The organism is Bradyrhizobium erythrophlei (genome assembly GCF_900129505.1).
Lineage (GTDB): Bacteria > Pseudomonadota > Alphaproteobacteria > Rhizobiales > Xanthobacteraceae > Bradyrhizobium > Bradyrhizobium erythrophlei_D.
The window spans coordinates 317,475-336,958 of record NZ_LT670818.1 but is presented as its reverse complement, the minus strand read 5'-3'; the positions used below and the strand labels follow the sequence as shown (position 1 = coordinate 336,958).

Below are 19,484 nucleotides of genomic sequence, written 5' to 3'. Positions count from 1 at the left end.
TATCTCCCGGAGCAGCGGGCGTCTGCGATAGCGCCGGGCTGCCCAGCCCAAGCAGCAGTGACGCTGAACTGGAGAGGAGGAGTGTACTTCTTGTAAGGAGCGCCATTGTCCCGATCCTGATAAAGCCACAGTCGAATTCGTCGTAGTGGACGAATTCGGATGGTGCCTGCCGTCGTCATATAACGGGCCGATTCCAAGGAGCCCGTCGATCACTCGCGCACGGCGAAGCGATCGTCAGGCGTTCATCGAACGACGTCAGGAGACAGGGGGCGCGCGAGGCTGAAAGGCGACGCGGACCGAATTCAGATGGACAAATTCCGCGTCGGTGGTCTGGTACAGAAATTCGACCGCCTGCGGCAGCAGCAACAGCGGCGGCGTCGCGAACAGCAGATTGTTCGCCATCGCCATGACGGCGCAGATCGCGCAGGTATCGCTCGGCTGCTGGTCCGGGTCGTGATTGGACGCCGGCTGCGGCCGGGCGGACCGATCAACGGCGTCGGCGGCGGGCAGGCCGTCAGTGTCATAAGCGCCGGTCTGGGCAGCGACGGATATGACCGCGGCTGCGGCCTGCGCGGTGACGCCATGGAAATGTCCGAACGAAAATACGAACTGCACAGCAAGCGCAAACAGCGCGAGCCGCGAGCCATATTTGATCTTCGATCGGAACCACTTCATGCCTGCAGGCACCCCGCGTCGAAAGCCCGAGACGTCTCGGCCGATCCAACGTTACAATATAACATCGCAGGGATCGGCGGGTGTCAACCGTAGTCGTGAAAAATCGCAGGCTCCGTGTGATTCATGCAACGCGAGGCGCGATGAGATGTTCGCTCAGCGTCCCTCGCGCAGCCAGGTGGCCGCAAAACCGCCGAGCAGCAGCAATAGACCGATCAGCCCGGCGAACAGAGGCAGCACGCCGACGCCCTTGACGACGCTGGCATCGCGCATCCGCACGCCCATCCAGCCGTCGCCGCGGAACACGCTGCTGGATGCGCGCACCGGTACGATGCGCGGAAGATCGATGCTGGAGCCATCGACGACGCGCCGGGCGTCGCCGCCGGTGGCTTGCGCCAGCGGCTTGAGCATGTCGGTCGTGGAAGTGACTTCCGAAAACTCCTTCGGGTTGGTCGGCCCGACATTGATCAGCGCTTTCAGCGTACCGTCGGTTGCCTGCCACAGGCCGAGTTCGTTGGCGGGGAGCGTCGAGCGCCACGTTCCCGGCTCGCTTTCGCTCAGCGTCATCTGGCGCGTGGCTCCGGTGGGCGAGGTGACCGTCACCGGCGCGACGCTGTCGGCCATGGTCTGGCGCAGCACCACCAGATCGTGGCCCTGGACCTGCAGGCGCAGCGCTTCCTCGTCGAGATCCGGCTGCTTCATCAGCCAGTGCGACATCCGCCGCAACAAATCGAGATGCGGGCCGCCGCCTTCATAGCCGCGTGCCCATAGCCAGATATGGTCCGACAACAGCAAGGCGACACGGCCTTCGCCATAACGCGACAGCAACAATAACGGTTTGCCGTCGGCGCCGGTCATCAGCGGCGCTGTGGTTGCGTTGCGGGTATCGACGGTGCGGAAGAAGCGGCTCCAGTGCGGCGGCTCGGAGGCGGAGCCTTCGAGGCCGCGCGTTACCGGATGGCGCTTTCCGGCGTCGCTCAGATGCGCGTAATAGGGTTTCTCGGTGACGCCGACCGGCTCCGCCGGCAGCACCGAATCCAGCGGCGTGCGCCAGATGCTGGTGGTCGAGGCGTAGTCGGGACCCGCCGAGACCAGCACCGCGCCGCCGGCGCGAACGTAGCGCGCGATATTGTCGAAATAGGCGATCGGCAGCACGCCCTGGCGGGCGTAGCGGTCGAAGATGATCAGCTGGAATTCGTTGATCTTCTGCTGAAACAATTCGCGGGTCGGAAACGCGATCAGCGACAATTCGTTGATCGGCGTACCGTCCTGCTTTTCCGGCGGACGCAGAATCGTGAAATGCACGAGATCGACGCTGGCGTCGGATTTCAGCAGGTTGCGCCAGGTGCGTTCGCCGGAATGCGGTTCACCAGAGACCAAAAGCACCCGCAATTTATCGCGCACGCCGTCGATCGCGACCACCGCGCGGTTGTTGACCGGCGTCAGCTCGTTTTCGAGCGGCGACGCCTCGATCTCGACGATGTTCGGCCCGGCATGCTTGATGTCGACGTCGACGCTGACGGTCTGGCCACTCAGCACGGTGCGTTCGTTGATCACTTCGCCGTCGCGGCGCACCACCACCTTGGCGCGATCGCCGGTGACGCCCTGGTCGTCGAGCCGGTAGGTGATGGTCTGCGGCTGTCCGACGATGCCGAAACGGGGGGCTGCCGATATCGCGATGCGGCGGTCGCGTTCGTCCTTGCGCCCGGTGATCAGCGCATGCACTGGGGCCTGGAATCCGAGCGCGGTGGTGTTCGGCGGAATGTCGTGCACCCGCCCGTCGGTGATCAGGAAAGCGCCGGCGACGCGATCGATCGGAACGTCCGACAGCGCCGACGACAGCGCGCCGAACAGTTTGGTGCCGTCGGTTTCGCCGTCGGCCTGTCCCGCCTCGACCACCCGCACTTCAAGGCCTTTGATCTTCTTGAGGCTGTCGACCAGCGCAACCTTGGCCTGTTCGGTTTCCTCGGTGCGGTTGCCGAAATTCTGGCTGGGGCTCTTGTCGATCACCACGGCCGCCACCGACGACAGCGGTTCCCGGTCCTCGCGGGTGAACGACGGATTGGCCAGCGCCAGCAGGATCAGCGCCAGTGCGGCGACGCGGATCGCAGCACCGCGCGGCCGCCCGATCAGCAGCAGGGCGGCGATCACGGCAATGGCCGCGAGCGCCAGCCAAAGCACCAGCGTGGGAACGAGCGGGGTAAACGCGATACCGTATTGCATATGGCGGCCTTACTGCCCGAGCCGTTCGATCAGCGCGGGCGCGTGCACCTGGTCTGCCTTGTAGTTTCCGGTCAGCGTGTACATCACGATGTTGACGCCGGATCGGAAGGCGAATTCACGTTGCCGCGGTTCGCCCGGCGTCAGCGGCAGCATCGGCTGGCCGTCGGGACGGATCGCCCAGGCGCCGGCCAGATCGTTGGAAGTGATGATGATCGGCGACACGCCGTCGCCGCCGCGCGCCGGGCGCGAGGCATCCTCGTCGTCGTCGCCGCGCGGCAACGCCTCGACCCAGGTCTGGCCGGTGTTGAAGCGGCCGGGGAAGTCGCGCAGCAGATAGAATGTCTTGGTCAGCACATGTTCGCGCGGTACCGGCTCGAGTTCGGGCACGTCGAGCGAGGCGAGGATATTGCGCAGCGCAAGCATGCCCGGCGTCTGCGCAGCGCCATTCTCTCCCGGCGGCGCCTCGACGGCGTCGCGGGTGTCGAACAAGACGGTGCCGCCCTGCTTCATGTAGGCGTCGATCCGGTTGATGGCGTCCTGCGGCGGCTTCGCCGCGCCCGGCACGATGGGCCAGTAGATCAGCGGGAAGAACGCCAGCTCGTCATGCGCGGGATCGATGCCGACGGGGTCGCCGGCTTCCAGCGCCGTGCGCTGCGCGAGGAACAGGGTCAGCCCGGCCATGCCGGCCTTGACGATGGAATCGACGTCGGCATTGCCGGTGACGACATAAGCGAGCCGGGTTTGCGAAGTCGCCTTGATGGCGAAATCGTCGCTGGAGTCGGCGCGCGCCGGCCCGGGAACGATCAATGTCGCGGCCAGCATCGCCGCGCCCATGATCGCAACCGCCAATGCGGCCGGCGCCGCGCGCCGCCGCAGCAGCGCCGCGATCCCGGCGCCGAGCATGGCGACGATGACGGCGTCGATCAGGAACAACGCCAGCGCCGCCGACAGCAGCATGCCGCGCAGGTCGCGCGGTTCGGCGTTGGTGTAGCTGGCGTGGCGCGCGCGCAAGGACGATGTGTCGAGCGGCGCGATGCGGTCGGCGGCCGCCAGCGTATTCACCGCGAGCGGACCTTCGGCCGGGCCGTAGAAGCCCGGCGGGTGCTCGACCGTCGCGCGGTCGCGGTAGTCGGCGGACAGTGGCTTGGCGGTCGAGGGCGGCGGCCCGAACGCGCCGAAGCCGTCGAGGATGTGCAGCGGCGCCACTGTATCGGCGGCGGTCTCGCCGGCGACGCCCGCGCCCGGATTGGACGTATAGCCGGACATGTCGACGATCCGCCGCAGCATCTCGACGAAGGTGCCGGACATCGGCAGGTCGGACCAGCGCATGTCGGCGCTGACATGGAATAGGGTCACGACGCCCTTGCCGCGATGCTCGCCGGTCACCAGCGGAGTGCCGTCCTCCAGCGAGGCCCAGCTCTTCGTCGCCAGGATCGCATCCGGTTCGGCGAGCACCTGCCGGTTGACGGTGACGTCCTTCGGCACCGCGAGACCTGCGAACGGTTCGTCGGCGGTGAAGGCGGCGAGATGCTGCGGCTTTTCCCAGGTCAGGCTGCCGCCGAGGCTGCGGCCGCCGCGGCGCAGTTTGACCGGTACCAAATCGTCATCGGCCTGCGCTAGGCGAGGTCCCGCGAAGCGCACCAGCACGCCGCCTTGCTCGATCCACGCCGCAAGGCGCTCGCGGATTTCGGGCGACAGCGTTCCGACGTCGGCTAGGATGATCATCGGCAGCTTCTGGTCGAGGAATTGCGTGATCACCTGTTGCGGCGCCCCCTTGTCGCCGAGCCGGACATCGGCGAACGGCCCCAGCGCGCGGGTCAGGTAGAACGTCGATGCCAATAGCGGCTGCGCGGTATCGCTGGACGACCCGCTGACCACGCCGATGGCGCGCCGGCGCCAGCGCTTGTCCAACAGCTGCACCGCGCCGGCGGATCGTTCGCCGCCGATTTCAAGCCGCGCGATGTCATTGCGCAGCTCGACCGGAAGATCGAACGCGGCCTCGGTCTCGCGATCCTGCGGCGCAAAGGTGAAGCGCGTCTCGCCGATCGGCGAGCCCTTCTGGTCGAGCGCGCGCACCAGGCCCGCCTCGACGCCGCCGCGGGTGCGCAGCACCTTCACGGTCATCTTCGCAGCGGCGTTCTCGGCGGCGGCCAAAGCCAGCGGCGCTGGCGTGCCGCCTTCATAAATCGTCAACGCGCGATCCCCGATGGTCTTGCTCAAGCCTTCGAGAAACTCCGGCCCGCGCCCGGTATCTACACCATCCGACAGCCAGGCGATTTCGCAATCGCCGGTTGCTTTCAGGAAACGTTCGATGGCCGGGAGAGTTTCAACCCGTTCGATCGAATAGGGTTTGGGCGCAAGCTGGCGCAGCGCCACCCGCGCGGTGCCGCCGGGCATGATCGTGATGTCGCGGGCGGGCTCGGACAATGGCACCAGCGCCACGCCGCGGCGGTCGTTGTCGGCGTCCGCGATCAGTTCGTCGGCGGCCTTGATCCTGGCGTCCCAGCTCGAGGCAGCACTCCAGCCGTCATCGAGCAGGATCACAAGCGGTGCCCGGCTGCCGGCGGCAGCTCCATTGCGCGGATTCCAGATCGGGCCCGCGGCGGCCAGGATCACCAGCGCCGCCGCCAGCAGCCGCAAGGCGGTCAGCCACCACGGCGTCCGGGATGGGGTTTCCTCCTTCGGCGCGATGTCGAACAACAACCGCGTCGGCGGGAACTCGACGCGGCGCGGCCGCGGCGGCATCACCCGCAACAGCCACCACAGCATCGGCAGGCTCAGCAGGCCCAGCAAAAGGAACGGTTCGGCAAATGACAGCGGCAGGCCTGCGATCATGCGGTTCGCCCCGCTTTGACGGTTGCGGTGCGCACGCTGCCCTTGTTCACCATCATGCCAGAATGCAGGAACAATAAGAGCTCGGCCGCCGAGCGGCTGGTGGTATGGGTCGAGAACAGCCAATCGAGCTTGTTGGTGTCGTGGCGGATTTCATCGCGATGGGCCGCGACGCGGGCGACGTAATCGCCGACCCATTTTTCAGCGCGGCCCGCGGTGATCTCGCCGCCGCCTTCCGGCTCGACGAATTCGATCCGGCCCGAATAGGGAAAGCTTTCCTCGGCGGGGTCCACAACCTGCACCAGCGTGCCGTGCGCGCCGGAGGCCGACAGGCCGGTCAGCATGGCTCTGATCTCCGGCATCGGCGACCAGAAGTCCGACAGCACCACGATTTCGGCCAGCGCCGACGGCACGAAGGACGGCGGCAGGCTGAGGCGCGCCGCATCGTCGTGCAGCATCGCCTGCGCCATCTTGTCGATCACGGCGCGGCTCGCGGTCGGATTCATCAGGCCCGGGATGCCCACGCGTTCGCCGCCGGCGACCAGCAGCTCGGCGAGCGCAAAGGTCACGATCAGCGCGCGTTCCAGCTTGCTGTCGCGCGCCTGTCTGGACGCGAACGCCATCGAGGGCGAGCGGTCCGGCCACAGCCACACGGTGTGGGCGGCTTCCCATTCCTGTTCTCGGACATAGAGATGGTCGTCGCGCGCCGAGCGGCGCCAGTCGACATTCTGCGACGGCTCGCCGGACACGAAGCGGCGGTATTGCCAGAAACTTTCGCCGGCGCCGGCGCGGCGCCGTCCGTGCAGGCCGTGAATGACATTGGCGGCAATGCGGCGGGCTTCAAGCACCAGGCGCGGCAGCGTCGCGGCGAGCGTTCGGCTTTCGCCATCGGCACGTCGGATCGCCAGAATCTCCCCATCTGCTGCGTGCGTGGTCTCTGCGGCCATCAACCAATCCGCGTCTTCAATTGTTTGATCACGTCGGGAATGGTGCGGCCTTCGGCGCGCGCCGAGAATGTCAGCGCCATGCGGTGCTTGAGCACGGGCTCGGCGAGATCGAGCACGTCGTCGATCGACGGCGCGAGCCGGCCGTCGAGCAATGCGCGGGCGCGGACCGCGAGCATCAGGGACTGGCTGGCGCGCGGACCCGGTCCCCAGGCGATCAGCTTGCCGGCCTCGCCGCCCTCGGGACCCGGACGCGCCGAGCGCACCAGCGACAGGATCGCCTCGACCACGGAATCGCCGACCGGCAGCCGCCGCACCAGCCGTTGCGCGGTGATCAGGATCTCGGCGTTCATCGACACCTTGGCCAGCGTCTCTTCGGCGCCGGTGGTTTCGAACAGGATGCGCCGCTCGGCGTCGCGATCGGGATAATCGACGTCGATCTCCATCAGGAAGCGGTCGAGCTGCGCTTCCGGCAGCGGGTAGGTGCCTTCCTGTTCCAGCGGATTTTGCGTCGCCAGCACATGGAACGGCTTGGGCAGATCGTGGCGCGCGCCTGCAACCGTGATGTGCTGTTCCTGCATGGCCTGCAGCAGCGCCGACTGGGTGCGCGGGCTGGCGCGGTTGATTTCGTCGGCCATCAGGAGTTGCGCGAACACTGGACCCGCGATGAAGCGAAACGACCGCTTGCCGGTGTTGCTCTCGTCCAGCACCTCGGCGCCCAGAATATCCGAAGGCATCAGGTCGGGCGTGAACTGGATGCGCTTGGCGTCCAGCCCGAGTGTGGTGCCGAGCGTTTCGACCAGCTTGGTCTTGGCAAGGCCGGGCACGCCGATCAAGAGCGCATGACCGCCGGACAGGATCGTCACCAGGGTATTTTCGATCACCCGGTCCTGGCCGAAAATAACGGTGGAGATCGCATCTTTCGCGGCGCGGATTTGTTCGGCGACCTGCTCGGCCGAACGGACGATGACGTCCTCGAGTTTCTCGACACTGTCTGCGCCAGCCATCTGCTTCTCCTTCAAACGATGCTTGCAAACGATGCCTTGGCGCGACCGCCGCTTGCATCGTCATGCCATGAACCCCATGCTAAACTTATGCGAAGGCCATGTATTTGTTGAATTAAACTATCCCCACAATATCGGGTTTTCGGGGTATGAACGGCATCACGATATGGCGACCTGATCCGGGCTTTTACGGGCGGAACCCGTTGAGGGCGCACGTCGTCACGCTTGCACCAATCGTGCCAAATCCAAGCGATCAGACTCAGGTCAAACAATGGCGAAGCAAGGGCAGAGCACCAATCAAGGTCTTGAAGGGCTGACGGCTGCTGCAAAAGACGCTGCGACCACCGACTCAGCGGGAAAAGGCCTGCCGCCCGTGCATTTATGGAATCCGCCGTTCTGCGGCGATCTCGACATGCGAATCGCCGGTGATGGTACGTGGTTCTACATGGGGACGCCAATCGGGCGACTGGCGCTGGTCCGCCTGTTCTCGACCATCCTCAAGCGCGAGGACGGCAAGCACTTTCTCGTGACACCGGTGGAGAAGGTCGGCATCCGCGTCGACGACGCGCCGTTTCTCGCGGTCGAGATGGTCAGGGAGAGCGACGGAAGGGGACGGCTATTGCGTTTCCGCACCAATGTCGACGACTGGGTGGCTTGCGATTCCGCCCACCGGCTGCGCTTCGAGGCGGCCGCCGACGGCGGCCTGACGCCCTATCTTCACGTCCGTGCCGACCTTTGGGCCAAAGTCACCCGCGCACTCTACTACGATCTGGTTGACATGGGCGAGGAGCGGGTGGTCGATGGTCATCCGATGTTCGGCGTGGCATCCGGCGGCGAATTTTTCGCGATGGCGGATGCGGACGTGGTGAGGGGCGCGCTTTGAACGAGCCGATGCTGAAGACGGGTCCGGCTGCCGTCAGCTCAAGGGAGTTCTTCGAACGGAGCCGTGCGCGCCTCGGTTTCGAGGTGCCCCCCGGCCTGGTCGACCCCAATATCATCCCCAGGAGCGGCGATCACGGCACCGATCGCATGCTGGAGATCGTCGCCCGCGAACAGCCGGTTCGGCCGGCCGCGGTATTGATCCCGGTAGTGGACCACCCGCAGCCGACCGTGCTGTTGACGCAGCGCGCCGCCCACCTCAACGATCACGCCGGCCAGATTTCCTTTCCGGGCGGCAAGATCGATGCGACCGACGCCACGCCGCTCGACGCCGCGCTGCGCGAGGCCGAGGAAGAGATCGGGCTATCCCGCGACTTCGTCGATCCGATCGGCTATCTCGATCTCTACGGAACCGGTTTCGGATTTCGCATCCTGCCGACGGTGGCGCGGGTGCGGCCGGGCTTTACGCTGCAGATCAACAAGGCCGAGGTCGAGGATGCGTTCGAGGTGCCGCTCGCATTCCTGATGGACCCGGCCAACCACCAGGTCCACAGTAAGGAATTTCGCGGCATGGAGCGCTCCTATTACGCCATGCCGTTCGCCGAACGTTATATCTGGGGCGCGACCGCCGGAATTCTCCGCGTGCTGTACGAACGGATTTGCCTGACATGATCCGTCCGGCCGTCACCGAGATCCTGATCTTCCTGATCCCGTTCGCGGTGTATGTGCTGTTTCTGCTCGCGACCCGTTCCGGCCTGTTGCTGCCGGGCTCGTGGCCGCTGCACATCATCGCCAAGCTGGTGCTGGGTTCGCTGCTGCTGGTGATCGTCAGTCTCGTGCTGCTGGCGCAATTTTCCGGCGCATCGCCGCATTCGACCTACATTCCCGCGCATATCGACGAGAACGGCAAATTCGTTCCCGGAGCTGAAAAATGACCGATGCGCGGGGGCTAGACGACGCGCCCTGGCTCAGATCCGGTCCGGCCGCCCGCGTGCTCACGCTGTTGAACGGCCACGGCGAGGAAGCCCGCGTGATCGGCGGCGCGGTGCGCAATGCGCTGCTGCACGTCCCGATCGGCGACATCGATATCGCGACCACCGCGCTGCCGACGGAAGTGATCCGCCGCGCCAAGGCGGCCGGCATCAAGAGCGTGCCGACCGGCATCGACCACGGCACCGTGACGCTCGTCGTCGATTCGCACCCGTTCGAGATCACCACGCTGCGTGAGGATACCGAGACCTTCGGCCGCAAGGCCAAGGTCGCGTTCGGCCGCGACTGGATCGTCGATGCGCAGCGGCGCGACTTCACCATCAACGGCCTGTCGGTCGACGCCTCGGGTGTCGTTCATGACCACGTCGGGGGACTAGCCGATATTGCCGCCAAACGCGTGCGCTTCATCGGCGATCCCGACCAGCGTATCTCCGAGGACTACCTGCGCATCTTGCGGTTCTTCCGCATTCACGCCGCCTTCGGCGCCGGTGAACCCGATCGCGCCGGCTATCTCGCCTGCATCCGCGGGCGCGCGGGCCTTACCAGCCTTTCCGCCGAACGGGTGCGGATGGAAACGGTGAAGCTGGTGATCGCCGACGGGGCTGCCGGCGCGATCACGGCCATGTCGGACGGCGGCCTGCTGCTGCCGATTTTCGGCGGCGTCGCCTATACCGGGCCGTTTGCGGCCATGGTCGCGGCGGAGCGCGCGCTGGGATTGAAGCCGGATCCGGTGCGAAGGCTCGGCGCGCTCGCGGTTGCCGTCACCGAGGATGCAAGGCGGATCGCGACCAGGCTGCGGCTGTCCAACGCGGAAACCAAGGCGCTGGATTCCATGGGGCATCGCTGGTGGCGGCTCGCCGGCATGGACGAGGCGACCGCGCGGCGGCGCCTCTACCGGCTCGGCGCGGATCGCTACCGCGACCGGCTGATGCTGGCCTGGGCGCGGGCAGGGGAGAATTCCAGGCACACGCCGTGGCGAGAGCTTGCGCGCCTGCCGGAGCGCTGGAGCGCGCCGAAATTTCCGCTTCGGGCGGCCGACTTCCTTGCGCGCGGAATCGCCGAAGGCCCGGCGCTCGGACAGGTGCTGGCGCTGGCCGAAGACGCCTGGCTCGCGGCGAATTTCCCGCTGGATCAAGCCGCGCTCGACGCCATCGCCGACCAGACCGTCACCCGCTTCACCCGCGATAACCGGCTGTGAATATCGTCTCCGGTTTCGCCGACGTCTCGCTGCTGCAGCTTCTGCTGGTTGCCGGCGTCGCGCTGTTTGCGTCCATCGTCGGGGGGCTGGCCGGCTATGGCACCGGCGCGTTGATGCCGCTGGTGCTGGTGCCGCTGGTCGGCGCCGAACCGGTGGTGCCGATCATCGCGATCTCCTCGATCTTCACCAATCTCAGCCGCGCCGCCGCGTATTTGCGCCACGCCGACCGCCGCCGCGCGCTGATCGTGATCCTGGCTGCCGCACTGACGACCGCGCTCGGCGCATACGGCTATACCAGGCTCAGCAATGCCGGCGCGGCGCTGGTGATCGGCACCATGCTGATCGCGAGCGTGCCGCTGCGACGCCTGGCCCGCCGCCGCAACGTCCGGATCGCCGATACCGGGCTCGGTGTCGGCGCGGTGGGGTACGGCGCCCTGGTCGGCGGCACGTCAGGCTCGGGCGTCATCCTGCTGTCGCTGTTGATGGCGGCGGGGCTGGAGGGTGCCGCCGTGATCGCTACCGACGCCGTGATCTCGGTCGCGACCAGTATCATCAAGATTTCGGTGTTTGGGCTGGCCGGAGTCGTCACCGCGCAGGTGCTGGCCTTTGCGCTATTGATCGGCGCCATCGCGCTTCCGGGTGCGTTTCTGGCGCGGGCCTTTGTCGAGCGCATGCCGGTGCATTTTCACACCGCGATCCTCGATGTCGCCGTGATCGCGGGCGGCCTGGTGATGATTTCGTCGGCGCTGCGATCCTTCTTCGGGTAGAAATTCCATTCGCGGGGGCCACGAAAGAAGGACATTGATCCATCGATCCTACGGTCGCAGGCTTCGTTGAAGAAACCGCACCGTGTCAGTGATCGACTGGGCGCGAACCGCCGCATCAAATCCCATCGAATAGCCGGGCGCTGCGGCGGCGCAGGCAGCGAAGGCAGCCGGGTCGAACGGCTTCGCTTCGCTGTCGATGAGCAAGGCCGGCCCCTTCCGCCCGAGCAGGATCAGCGGACATTTTTTCGTGCTGACAAGGTCCGGGTAGAAGCGCGCGCTCGGGAGGTCGGGAGCTGTCCATGCGTGGTAGGCGCCTGGGTAGATCACGGTTTCGATCGGGGCCGGAGCCCCCGCGGCGCGCGCGTAGGCCAGATAATTCTCGATCTTCGTTACCGGCAAATTTTCGTCTTTCCCGGCAAGCAGCATCAACACCGGAGCGCCGGTATAGGCGCTCGCGTCGGCGAACACGCCAAAATTCCCGCCGGGATAGAACGCGACGTGCGCGGCAAACCGTCCAGATCCGGGATTGAGCGCCGATCGCAGCGGCTCGAATGCTGTAAGATGCGCCACTTCACCGCCGTAGGAGAAGCCGATGATGGCAATGCGGTCGGCGTCAATCCGGGGCTCGCCCGAAAGCAGCCGCAGCGCGGCGTAGGCGTCGGCAATGCCAGGCATCAGATAGCCTGATGAACCCTGCAAGGCCGCGCCCGTGGTACCACGCGCGGCGAAACTGTCATAGGTCAATGTGGCGAAGCCAACTTTCCGCAATTCGGCCGCGACATAGCCTTCGTGGGAGTCACGATAGCCGCCGAGACCGTGAACGACGATCACGGCGGGATAGCGATCCCTCGCCTGTTCGGGAAAGCCGAGATTGGCCTTGACCGTTACCGTTCCGGTCGGAGCCTCATGCGTCAAAAGCTGGCGCATGTCGTTGTAGGTGGAAGATTGAAAGGTGACCGTGGTTATGCCGGCCTGAGAATCTTGGCAGTGCCCCGTCGCTGTTCCATAGGCGATCGTCGCCAGCAGGACGCATAACATCTGGTACATGGGAAATCCCTTGCTTTGCCAATCGGTCAGACTTTCCTGCGTCGTCTGCGGCGCAACCATGGGGAAAGGCGAGGCCGGCCGAAGGGGACGAAGTTCGTCGCATGCCAAGCAGTTGGGAGGGGCTGCGACCATCCTCAGGCAGCGTTGCCCTTCTTGCGGCTCTTAGGGACGCTTTCGTCCTCACTCTTCGTCTTCCTCCTCTTCGCCTTCTTCCTCCTCTTCTTCATCCGAAACTTCGATCTCCGCCAGTTCCAGCACGGCAACCGGAAGCGTCTCGCGGAACAGGTCGCCTTCGCCGCCCATCCAGACGCACAGGATGGTATCGCCGTTGACTTCCCCCACCGTCATTGGATGACCGCCGGATTTCAGGATGACGACGTCGCCTGGTTTCAAGTCCATGATTTTTCTCTCCGCGTTGATTGACGCTACGCACAGCCACCAGTCTCTACAGCTACCAGTCTGTGATGACAGGCCGATCACGGCCGATCATTTTCGGCGGACGGAGCAAGCTCCGGGGACGGCCGCTATCCGCGCTCGAGAGGCAGCAATTCTGTCAGCGAGCGGATGATGCGATCGGGCTTGATGCTGGAATCCGCCGGCAGGCCTTCGCCGTGCACGTCGATCCAGATGGCGTAGATGCCGAGGCGCTGCGGCGCCTCGACCTCCCACTCCAGATTGTCGCCGACCATCCAGGTCTCGGGCGCGTTGACGCCGAGCGCCTGCATGGCGTGCAAATACGCGCGCTGTTCCGGTTTGCCGAAGCCATGCTCGCCTTCGATCTGGATATGATCGAAGCGATGCGTCAGCGCGAAGCGCTCGACCTTGGCGCGTTGCGGGCCGGCGGCGCCATTGGTCACCAGCGCCAGTTTCACCCCAAGCGCCCTCAAGGAATCGATCGCATCATGGGCGCCCGGGAACACGAACATTTCCTCTTCGCGATAGGCGTGAAAGCGATCGGCGAGCCGGACCGCAAGGTCCGATGACAGCGGCTTATGGCCCTGTTTGGCAAGGGCGGCAAATCCGCCCCGAACCACCACGTGCCGGGCCTCCTCGAGCTTGAGCCGCCACTCGGCGTCTGCCGTGGCCCAGAACCCTCGCGCATATTCCACGACCGCCGCGGCGACCTGTTTCGAGGGGATCGAGCCAAACTCGGCGGCAAACTCAGCCGCGACCTTGTTCCAGGCGATATTGGGCCGGCCATAGGCCGACAGGATGGTGTCGTCCATGTCGATCAGCATCGCGCGGGGCAGTTGCGTCATTGTCTTTACGGCCACTTCACTTCCGGGGGCATCGAGGACAGGATCGATTCGACATTCCCGCCGGTCTTTAAGCCAAAAATGGTGCCGCGGTCGTAGAGCAGATTGAATTCGACATAGCGCCCGCGCCGGATCAATTGTTCTTCGCGGTCATCCGCCGTCCATGGCGCCTCGAAATTGCGTAGGACCAGTTCGGGATAGACCTTGAGAAAGGCACGGCCGACGTCCTGGGTGAAGGCGAGGTCGGCGTCCCAGTCACCAGAGTCGTGCCAGTCGTAGAAGATGCCGCCGATGCCGCGCGGCTCTTTGCGGTGCGGCAGATAGAAATATTCGTCGCACCATTTCTTGTATTTCGGGTAGCTCGCGACCGCGGGGTGCGCGTCGCAGGCGGACTGCATCGCGGCGTGGAAGGCGACCGTGTCGGGATCGTCCTGGGTCCGCCGCCGGTCGAGTACCGGCGTCAGGTCGGCGCCGCCGCCGAACCAGGCCTTGGTGGTGACGACGAAGCGGGTGTTCATATGCACCGCCGGGATGTTCGGATTGCGCAGATGCGCGATCAGCGAGATGCCCGAGGCCCAGAAGCGCGGATCCTCGGCCGCACCGGGAATTTGCGCGCGGAATTCCGGGGCGAATTCGCCGTACACGGTCGAGCAGTGCACGCCGACCTTCTCGAACAGCCGTCCGCGCATCACGCTCATCACCCCGCCGCCGCCGGGCGCGCCGGTATGGTCGGTGCGGTCCCAGCGCGTGCGCACGAAGCGGCCGGCGTCGCCCGGACAGAGCGATGCCGGCGCCTCGTCCTCGAGCCTCTCGAGGGCCGCGCAGATGTCGTCGCGCAGGCGCTCGAACCAGTTTCGCGCGCGCGCCTTGTGGCCCTCGATCACGGACATGTCCATCGGGAATTCCTAGCGTTTATTCTCCGTCATGGCGAGGAGCCCAAGCGACGAAGCGATCCATTCGTTGTTGCAGCTATGGATTGCTTCGTCGCTAACGCTCCTCGCCATGACGACAGGTACCAACTTAGCCCTGCGGGCCGTAATAGGTGCAGCTTTCGTCGCAGCTGTCGCGGTGGATGCTGACCCGCGTGATCCGCCCCGCGTGCTGGACCCGTTCCCAGACGAAGCGCGACAGGTTCTCCAGGGTCGGGGCCCCGAGCGCCTCGATCTTGTTGAGCAGCTTGTGGTCCAGCATCTTTTGCACCTCCGCGATGTTGCGCTGGAGCAGGCCGAGATCGAGCACCATCCCCGTCGCGGGATCGGGCGTGCCGCGCACGGTAACCTCGGCGCGAAACGAGTGGCCGTGGATCTCCTCGCTTGCCGCGCCCAATGTCGTTCCCGGCAACGCATGGGCCGCCTCGAACCGGAACGATTTCGTCAGTTCCCACATTCCAAAAATCCAACCTTTATCTGATACCAAGGGTCTTGTGCGTCTGCACGCTGAGCCGCCATTGCGGATGGCGCATGCAATAATTGACGGCGCGCTCGGTGTTGGCGGCGACGTCCGGCCCATCCATCGGCTGCAGCGAGAAGCGCTCGAAGGCGAGATCGGCGAAGGCCGGCGGCATGGCGCCGGCCTGTGGATAGACCAGTTTGAGCTCGTCGCCCCGCCGTACCCGCAATTCCGCGCCGGCTTTGGGACTGACGCAGACCCAGTCGACGCCGTCGGGCAGTTCGATCGTGCCGTTGGTTTCGAGGCCGATCGCAAAGCCGCGCGCGCGCAGCGCATCGATCAGCTCGGCGTCGACCTGCAGCAGTGGCTCGCCGCCGGTCAGAACCACGTAGCGGTAGCGGCGCTCTCCCGCCCATTGGCTGGCGACGGCGTCGGCCAGATCGTCCGACGTCGCATAGCGCCCGCCGAGCGTGCCGTCGGTTCCAACAAAATCCGTGTCGCAGAATTTGCAGGTCGCGCCGGCGCGGTCCTGCTCGCGGCCGCTCCAGAGGTTGCAGCCCGAGAACCGGCAAAACACCGCCGCGCGGCCGGCATGCGCGCCTTCGCCCTGCAAGGTGAGAAATATTTCCTTGACCGCGTAGCTCACCGCGCCGCCTCCTTGGGTGCGGAACCGGTTTGCCGCAGCGCCTCGCCCAACGCCATCGCCGATGCGACGGCGATATTCAGCGAGCGCAGGCCGGGCTTGATCGGGATTACCAGCCGGGCGTCGGCGACGCCAGCGACCTCGTCGGGAACGCCTGCGGATTCGCGTCCGAATAGGAGGATGTCGGACGCGCTGTAGCGATAATCAAGATAGGAACAGTCGCCCTTGGTCGTGAACAGGACCAGCCGGTATCCCCCGTCCTTGCGCCATTGCTCGAATTTTGGCCAGGAATCGTGGCGCATGATGGTCACCTGGTCGAGATAGTCCATGCCGGCCCGGCGGAAATGGCGGTCAGACACCGGAAAGCCGGCGGGCTCGATAATGTGGGCGGCCACGTCGAGGCAGGCGCAGAGACGCAGAATCGTCCCGGCGTTCTGGGGAATATCGGGCTGGAAAAGCGCAATCTGCATTGTCGTGGCGGCCCTTCCGGTCTCCCCATGAAATGTCTGAATAAACAGCGGCTCTGCGCGGAATGAGTGCATTGCACGCTGGCCAGCCGATAGCGGGCTTGCGCTCTTCCGGCAAGGGTGCCAATAGAACGATTCTGGACTGCTTCTCACTGGCGGACTGCCGGCGAAAAATGGTCTTTCTGCCGCCGCGGGGGTCGCGGGCGCCGGCAGCCTCCCTTGGGTGTCGTTGATGCGTGCCTGGGGCGGTTCCACCGGCTGCAGCTTGGGAAAGGGTTTGGAATCGTGACGACAGCGTCTTCGGCGGATCATCCAACACGCCGTGATTTCCTCTTTGTTGCAACGGGAGCGGCTGCCGCCGTCGGCGCCGCGGCCACGGTCTGGCCGCTGGTTTCCCAAATGAATCCGGATGCCTCGACGATTGCGGCGGGTGCGCCGATCGAGGTCGATCTGACGCCGATTGCCGAAGGGCAGGACATCAAGGTGTTCTGGCGGGGCAAGCCGATCTACATCAGCCACCGCACCAAGAAGCAGATCGACGAGGCCCGCAGCGTGCCCGTCTCGAGCCTGCCCGATCCGCAATCCGACCAGGCTCGGGTCAAGGAAGGCCATGACCAGTGGCTGGTCGTGATTGGCATCTGTACCCATCTCGGCTGCATCCCGATCGCCCACGAGGGCAATTACGACGGCTTCTTCTGCCCCTGTCACGGTTCGCAATACGACTCCTCCGGTCGCATTCGCCAGGGACCCGCACCCCTCAATCTGGCGGTGCCGCCCTATCAGTTCGTTTCCGATGGCAAAATCCAGATCGGCTGAGTCTCGGAGCTGCTTCCGAGACTTTGAGCCCGTCGCGTCGTCTTATTTCCTCAGGATCGCATCATGAGCGGACCATCCGACTACCAGCCGACCAATCCTGCCTTGAAGTGGATTGAGCGGCGCCTGCCGATTATGGGTCTCGTCCATTCCTCGTTCGTGGCCTATCCGACGCCGCGCAACCTGAACTACTGGTGGACCTTCGGCGCCATCCTCTCGCTGATGCTCGGCGTGCAGATCCTGACCGGCGTTATCCTGGCGATGCACTACACGCCGGAGGCCACCATGGCCTTCAAGTCGGTCGAAGGCATCGTGCGCGACGTCAATTACGGCTGGCTGTTGCGCAACACGCACGCGGCCGGCGCATCGATGTTCTTCTTCGCGGTCTACATCCACATGTTCCGCGGGCTCTATTACGGTTCGTACAAGGAGCCGCGCGAAATCCTCTGGATCCTCGGCGTCATCATCTACCTCTTGATGATGGCCACCGGCTTCATGGGCTACGTGCTGCCGTGGGGCCAGATGAGCTTCTGGGGCGCCACCGTCATCACCAATCTGTTCTCCGCCGTGCCCTATTTCGGCGAGAGCATCGTGACGCTGTTGTGGGGCGGCTATTCGGTCGGCAATCCGACGCTGAACCGCTTCTTCTCGCTGCATTATCTGCTGCCGTTCGTGATCGCCGGCGTGGTGGTGCTGCACATCTGGGCGCTGCATGTCGCGGGGCAGAACAATCCGGCCGGCGTGGAAGCGAAGACCGAAAAGGACACCTTGCCGTTCACGCCCTATGCGACCATCAAGGATTTGTTCGGCACCTGCTGCTTCCTGATCTTCTTTGCCTGGTTCATCTTCTACATGCCGAACTATCTCGGCGACGCCGACAACTACATTCCCGCCAATCCCGGCGTGACGCCGCAGCACATCGTTCCGGAGTGGTACTACCTGCCGTTCTACGCGATCTTGCGCTCGATCCCGAACAAGCTCGCGGGCGTGATCGCGATGTTCTCGGCGATCCTCGTGCTGGCGTTCCTGCCCTGGCTCGATACCGCCAAGACCAGGTCGTCGAAGTATCGTCCGCTGGCGAAGCAGTTCTTCTGGGTCTTCGTTATCGTCTGCGTGCTGCTCGGCTATCTCGGCGCGCAGCCGCCGGAAGGCATCTACGTGATCGCCGGCCGCATCCTGACCTTCTGCTACTTCGCCTATTTCCTAATCCTGCTGCCGCTGCTCAGCCGGATCGAGACGCCGCGGCCGGTGCCGAATTCGATCGCCGACGACGTGCTGGCCAAGACCGGCAGCAAGACCGCGCCGATGGTTTCCACGGTGATCGCGCTCGTGGTTGCCGGCGGGCTACTCGCCGGAAGCGTGCAAAACGCCCGCGCCGAGGAGCAGGAAGTCCCGCCATCGCAGAAATGGTCGTTCGCCGGTCCGTTCGGCAAGTTCGATGTCGGGTCGATGCAGCGGGGCCTGAAGGTCTACAAGGAAGTCTGCTCGGCCTGTCACTCGCTGTCCTATATCGCGTTCCGCAACCTCGCCGATCCCGGCGGTCCCGGCTATACGACGGCGCAGGTGGCGGCGTTCGCGTCCGAATACAAGATCAAGGACGGCCCCAACGATCAGGGCGAAATGTTCGAGCGGCCGGGCCGGCCGGCCGACTACTTCCCGTCGCCGTTCCCCAACGACCAGGCCGCGCGCGTGGCCAATGGCGGGGCATTGCCGCCCGATCTGTCGCTGATCACCAAGGCGCGTTCCTATGAACGTGGCTTCCCCTGGTTCATCTTCGACTTCTTCACCCAGTTCCAGGAGCAGGGCCCGAACTACGTCGACGCCATCCTGCAGGGGTTTGAGGAAAAACCGCCGGCCGGCGTGACCATCCCCGACGGCTCCTACTACAACAAATATTTCCCCGGCCATTCCATCAAGATGCCGAAGCCGCTCAGCGACGGCCAGGTTACCTTCGACGACGGCTCGCCGGCGACGGTGGCGCAATACTCCAAGGACGTCACCACCTTCCTGATGTGGGCCGCCGAGCCGCACATGGAGGCGCGCAAGCGGATCGGCATGCAGGTGTTCGTTTTCCTGATCCTGCTCACGGGCCTGCTTTACTTCACCAAGAAGAAGGTCTGGGCCGACGCGCACTGATGATGCGGCTGTGACGACATGAATTTGAAAAAGCCCCTGCGGGGGCTTTTTTGTTGGGCTGTGGTTGATGTCATTCCGGGATGGTGCGCCAGCACCAGACCTCAGATGCGCAATTGCGCACCTGAGGTTCGATGCTTTCGCATCGCCCCGGAATGACGGACTGTGATTTGCGTTGTGGCCGCACAGCAGCCAAAATAGCGGCCGATCGGCCCGCAAAAAGATTA

Annotated in this window: 19 protein-coding genes; 7 read left to right on the top strand and 12 right to left on the bottom strand. The window is 65.0% G+C overall.

What is annotated here, in order from left to right; all coding sequences use genetic code 11:
- Nucleotides 1-255: 255 nt before the first annotated feature.
- The 5 genes from B5525_RS01525 to B5525_RS01505 all read right to left on the bottom strand — a co-directional run bounded on the left by B5525_RS01525 (nt 256) and on the right by B5525_RS01505 (nt 7,678).
- Nucleotides 256-675, bottom strand: coding sequence for a DUF2946 domain-containing protein (locus tag B5525_RS01525; protein WP_079564241.1), 420 nt, complete (start codon nt 673-675; stop codon nt 256-258).
- 153 nt (nt 676-828) lie between these two features.
- Complete coding sequence (locus tag B5525_RS01520) at nt 829-2,895, bottom strand: hypothetical protein (protein ID WP_079564239.1); 2,067 nt, start codon at nt 2,893-2,895, stop codon at nt 829-831.
- A gap of 9 nt (nt 2,896-2,904) precedes the next feature.
- Nucleotides 2,905-5,727: a DUF4159 domain-containing protein gene (locus tag B5525_RS01515; protein ID WP_079572782.1), complete on the bottom strand. Its 2,823-nt coding sequence runs from the start codon at nt 5,725-5,727 to the stop codon at nt 2,905-2,907.
- Nucleotides 5,727-6,674 (bottom strand): DUF58 domain-containing protein, encoded by a 948-nt coding sequence (locus B5525_RS01510; RefSeq protein ID WP_079564238.1) that lies wholly within the window; start codon nt 6,672-6,674, stop codon nt 5,727-5,729. The genes B5525_RS01515 and B5525_RS01510 overlap by 1 nt, the downstream gene beginning before the upstream one ends.
- Nucleotides 6,674-7,678, bottom strand: a complete 1,005-nt coding sequence (locus B5525_RS01505) for an AAA family ATPase (protein WP_079572780.1) — start codon at nt 7,676-7,678, stop codon at nt 6,674-6,676. The genes B5525_RS01510 and B5525_RS01505 overlap by 1 nt, the downstream gene beginning before the upstream one ends.
- 268 nt (nt 7,679-7,946) lie before the next feature.
- On the opposite strand from B5525_RS01505, the gene B5525_RS01500 reads away from it, so the two are divergent.
- The 5 genes from B5525_RS01500 to B5525_RS01480 are packed head-to-tail and all read left to right on the top strand — an operon-like array spanning nt 7,947 to nt 11,509.
- A complete protein-coding gene (locus B5525_RS01500) occupies nt 7,947-8,558 on the top strand; it encodes a DUF1285 domain-containing protein (protein ID WP_079564236.1) in 612 nt (203 codons plus the stop codon).
- An 8-nt stretch (nt 8,559-8,566) separates the two neighbouring features.
- On the top strand, nt 8,567-9,226 hold the full coding sequence (locus tag B5525_RS01495) for a CoA pyrophosphatase (RefSeq protein ID WP_425305251.1): 660 nt from the start codon (nt 8,567-8,569) through the stop codon (nt 9,224-9,226).
- Nucleotides 9,223-9,489: a DUF6111 family protein gene (locus B5525_RS01490; protein WP_079564233.1), complete on the top strand. Its 267-nt coding sequence runs from the start codon at nt 9,223-9,225 to the stop codon at nt 9,487-9,489. The genes B5525_RS01495 and B5525_RS01490 overlap by 4 nt, the downstream gene beginning before the upstream one ends.
- The gene (locus B5525_RS01485; protein ID WP_079564231.1) at nt 9,486-10,742 is read left to right on the top strand and encodes a CCA tRNA nucleotidyltransferase; all 1,257 of its coding nucleotides are present in this window, start codon (nt 9,486-9,488) and stop codon (nt 10,740-10,742) included. The genes B5525_RS01490 and B5525_RS01485 overlap by 4 nt, the downstream gene beginning before the upstream one ends.
- Nucleotides 10,739-11,509: a sulfite exporter TauE/SafE family protein gene (locus tag B5525_RS01480; protein ID WP_079564230.1), complete on the top strand. Its 771-nt coding sequence runs from the start codon at nt 10,739-10,741 to the stop codon at nt 11,507-11,509. The genes B5525_RS01485 and B5525_RS01480 overlap by 4 nt, the downstream gene beginning before the upstream one ends.
- Nucleotides 11,510-11,557: 48 nt before the next feature.
- Here the strand turns inward: B5525_RS01480 and B5525_RS01475 are convergent, their stop codons facing one another.
- From B5525_RS01475 to B5525_RS01445, 7 genes are all read right to left on the bottom strand, one after another.
- On the bottom strand, nt 11,558-12,556 hold the full coding sequence (locus tag B5525_RS01475) for a dienelactone hydrolase family protein (RefSeq protein WP_172899799.1): 999 nt from the start codon (nt 12,554-12,556) through the stop codon (nt 11,558-11,560).
- 180 nt (nt 12,557-12,736) lie between these two features.
- Entirely contained in the window at nt 12,737-12,955 is a 219-nt protein-coding gene (locus B5525_RS01470) for a YodC family protein (RefSeq protein WP_079564227.1), read from the bottom strand.
- 125 nt (nt 12,956-13,080) lie between these two features.
- On the bottom strand, nt 13,081-13,815 hold the full coding sequence (locus tag B5525_RS01465) for an HAD family hydrolase (RefSeq protein WP_079564225.1): 735 nt from the start codon (nt 13,813-13,815) through the stop codon (nt 13,081-13,083).
- Nucleotides 13,816-13,820: 5 nt separating this feature from the next.
- Entirely contained in the window at nt 13,821-14,708 is an 888-nt protein-coding gene (gene hemF / locus B5525_RS01460) for an oxygen-dependent coproporphyrinogen oxidase (RefSeq protein ID WP_154073008.1), read from the bottom strand.
- A 124-nt stretch (nt 14,709-14,832) separates the two neighbouring features.
- Nucleotides 14,833-15,198: a 6-pyruvoyl trahydropterin synthase family protein gene (locus B5525_RS01455; RefSeq protein WP_079564224.1), complete on the bottom strand. Its 366-nt coding sequence runs from the start codon at nt 15,196-15,198 to the stop codon at nt 14,833-14,835.
- A 16-nt stretch (nt 15,199-15,214) separates the two neighbouring features.
- Nucleotides 15,215-15,847, bottom strand: a complete 633-nt coding sequence (gene queE / locus B5525_RS01450) for a 7-carboxy-7-deazaguanine synthase (RefSeq protein ID WP_079564222.1) — start codon at nt 15,845-15,847, stop codon at nt 15,215-15,217.
- Entirely contained in the window at nt 15,844-16,314 is a 471-nt protein-coding gene (locus B5525_RS01445) for a tRNA (cytidine(34)-2'-O)-methyltransferase (RefSeq protein ID WP_079564220.1), read from the bottom strand. The genes queE and B5525_RS01445 overlap by 4 nt, the downstream gene beginning before the upstream one ends.
- A 282-nt stretch (nt 16,315-16,596) precedes the next feature.
- Between B5525_RS01445 and petA the strand changes: the two genes are divergently transcribed.
- Nucleotides 16,597-17,127 carry a ubiquinol-cytochrome c reductase iron-sulfur subunit gene (gene petA / locus B5525_RS01440; protein WP_079564219.1) on the top strand — a complete coding sequence of 177 codons (531 nt, stop codon included), beginning with the start codon at nt 16,597-16,599 and terminating at the stop codon, nt 17,125-17,127.
- A gap of 63 nt (nt 17,128-17,190) precedes the next feature.
- Nucleotides 17,191-19,260: a cytochrome c1 gene (locus B5525_RS01435; protein ID WP_079564217.1), complete on the top strand. Its 2,070-nt coding sequence runs from the start codon at nt 17,191-17,193 to the stop codon at nt 19,258-19,260.
- Nucleotides 19,261-19,484: the final 224 nt, after the last annotated feature.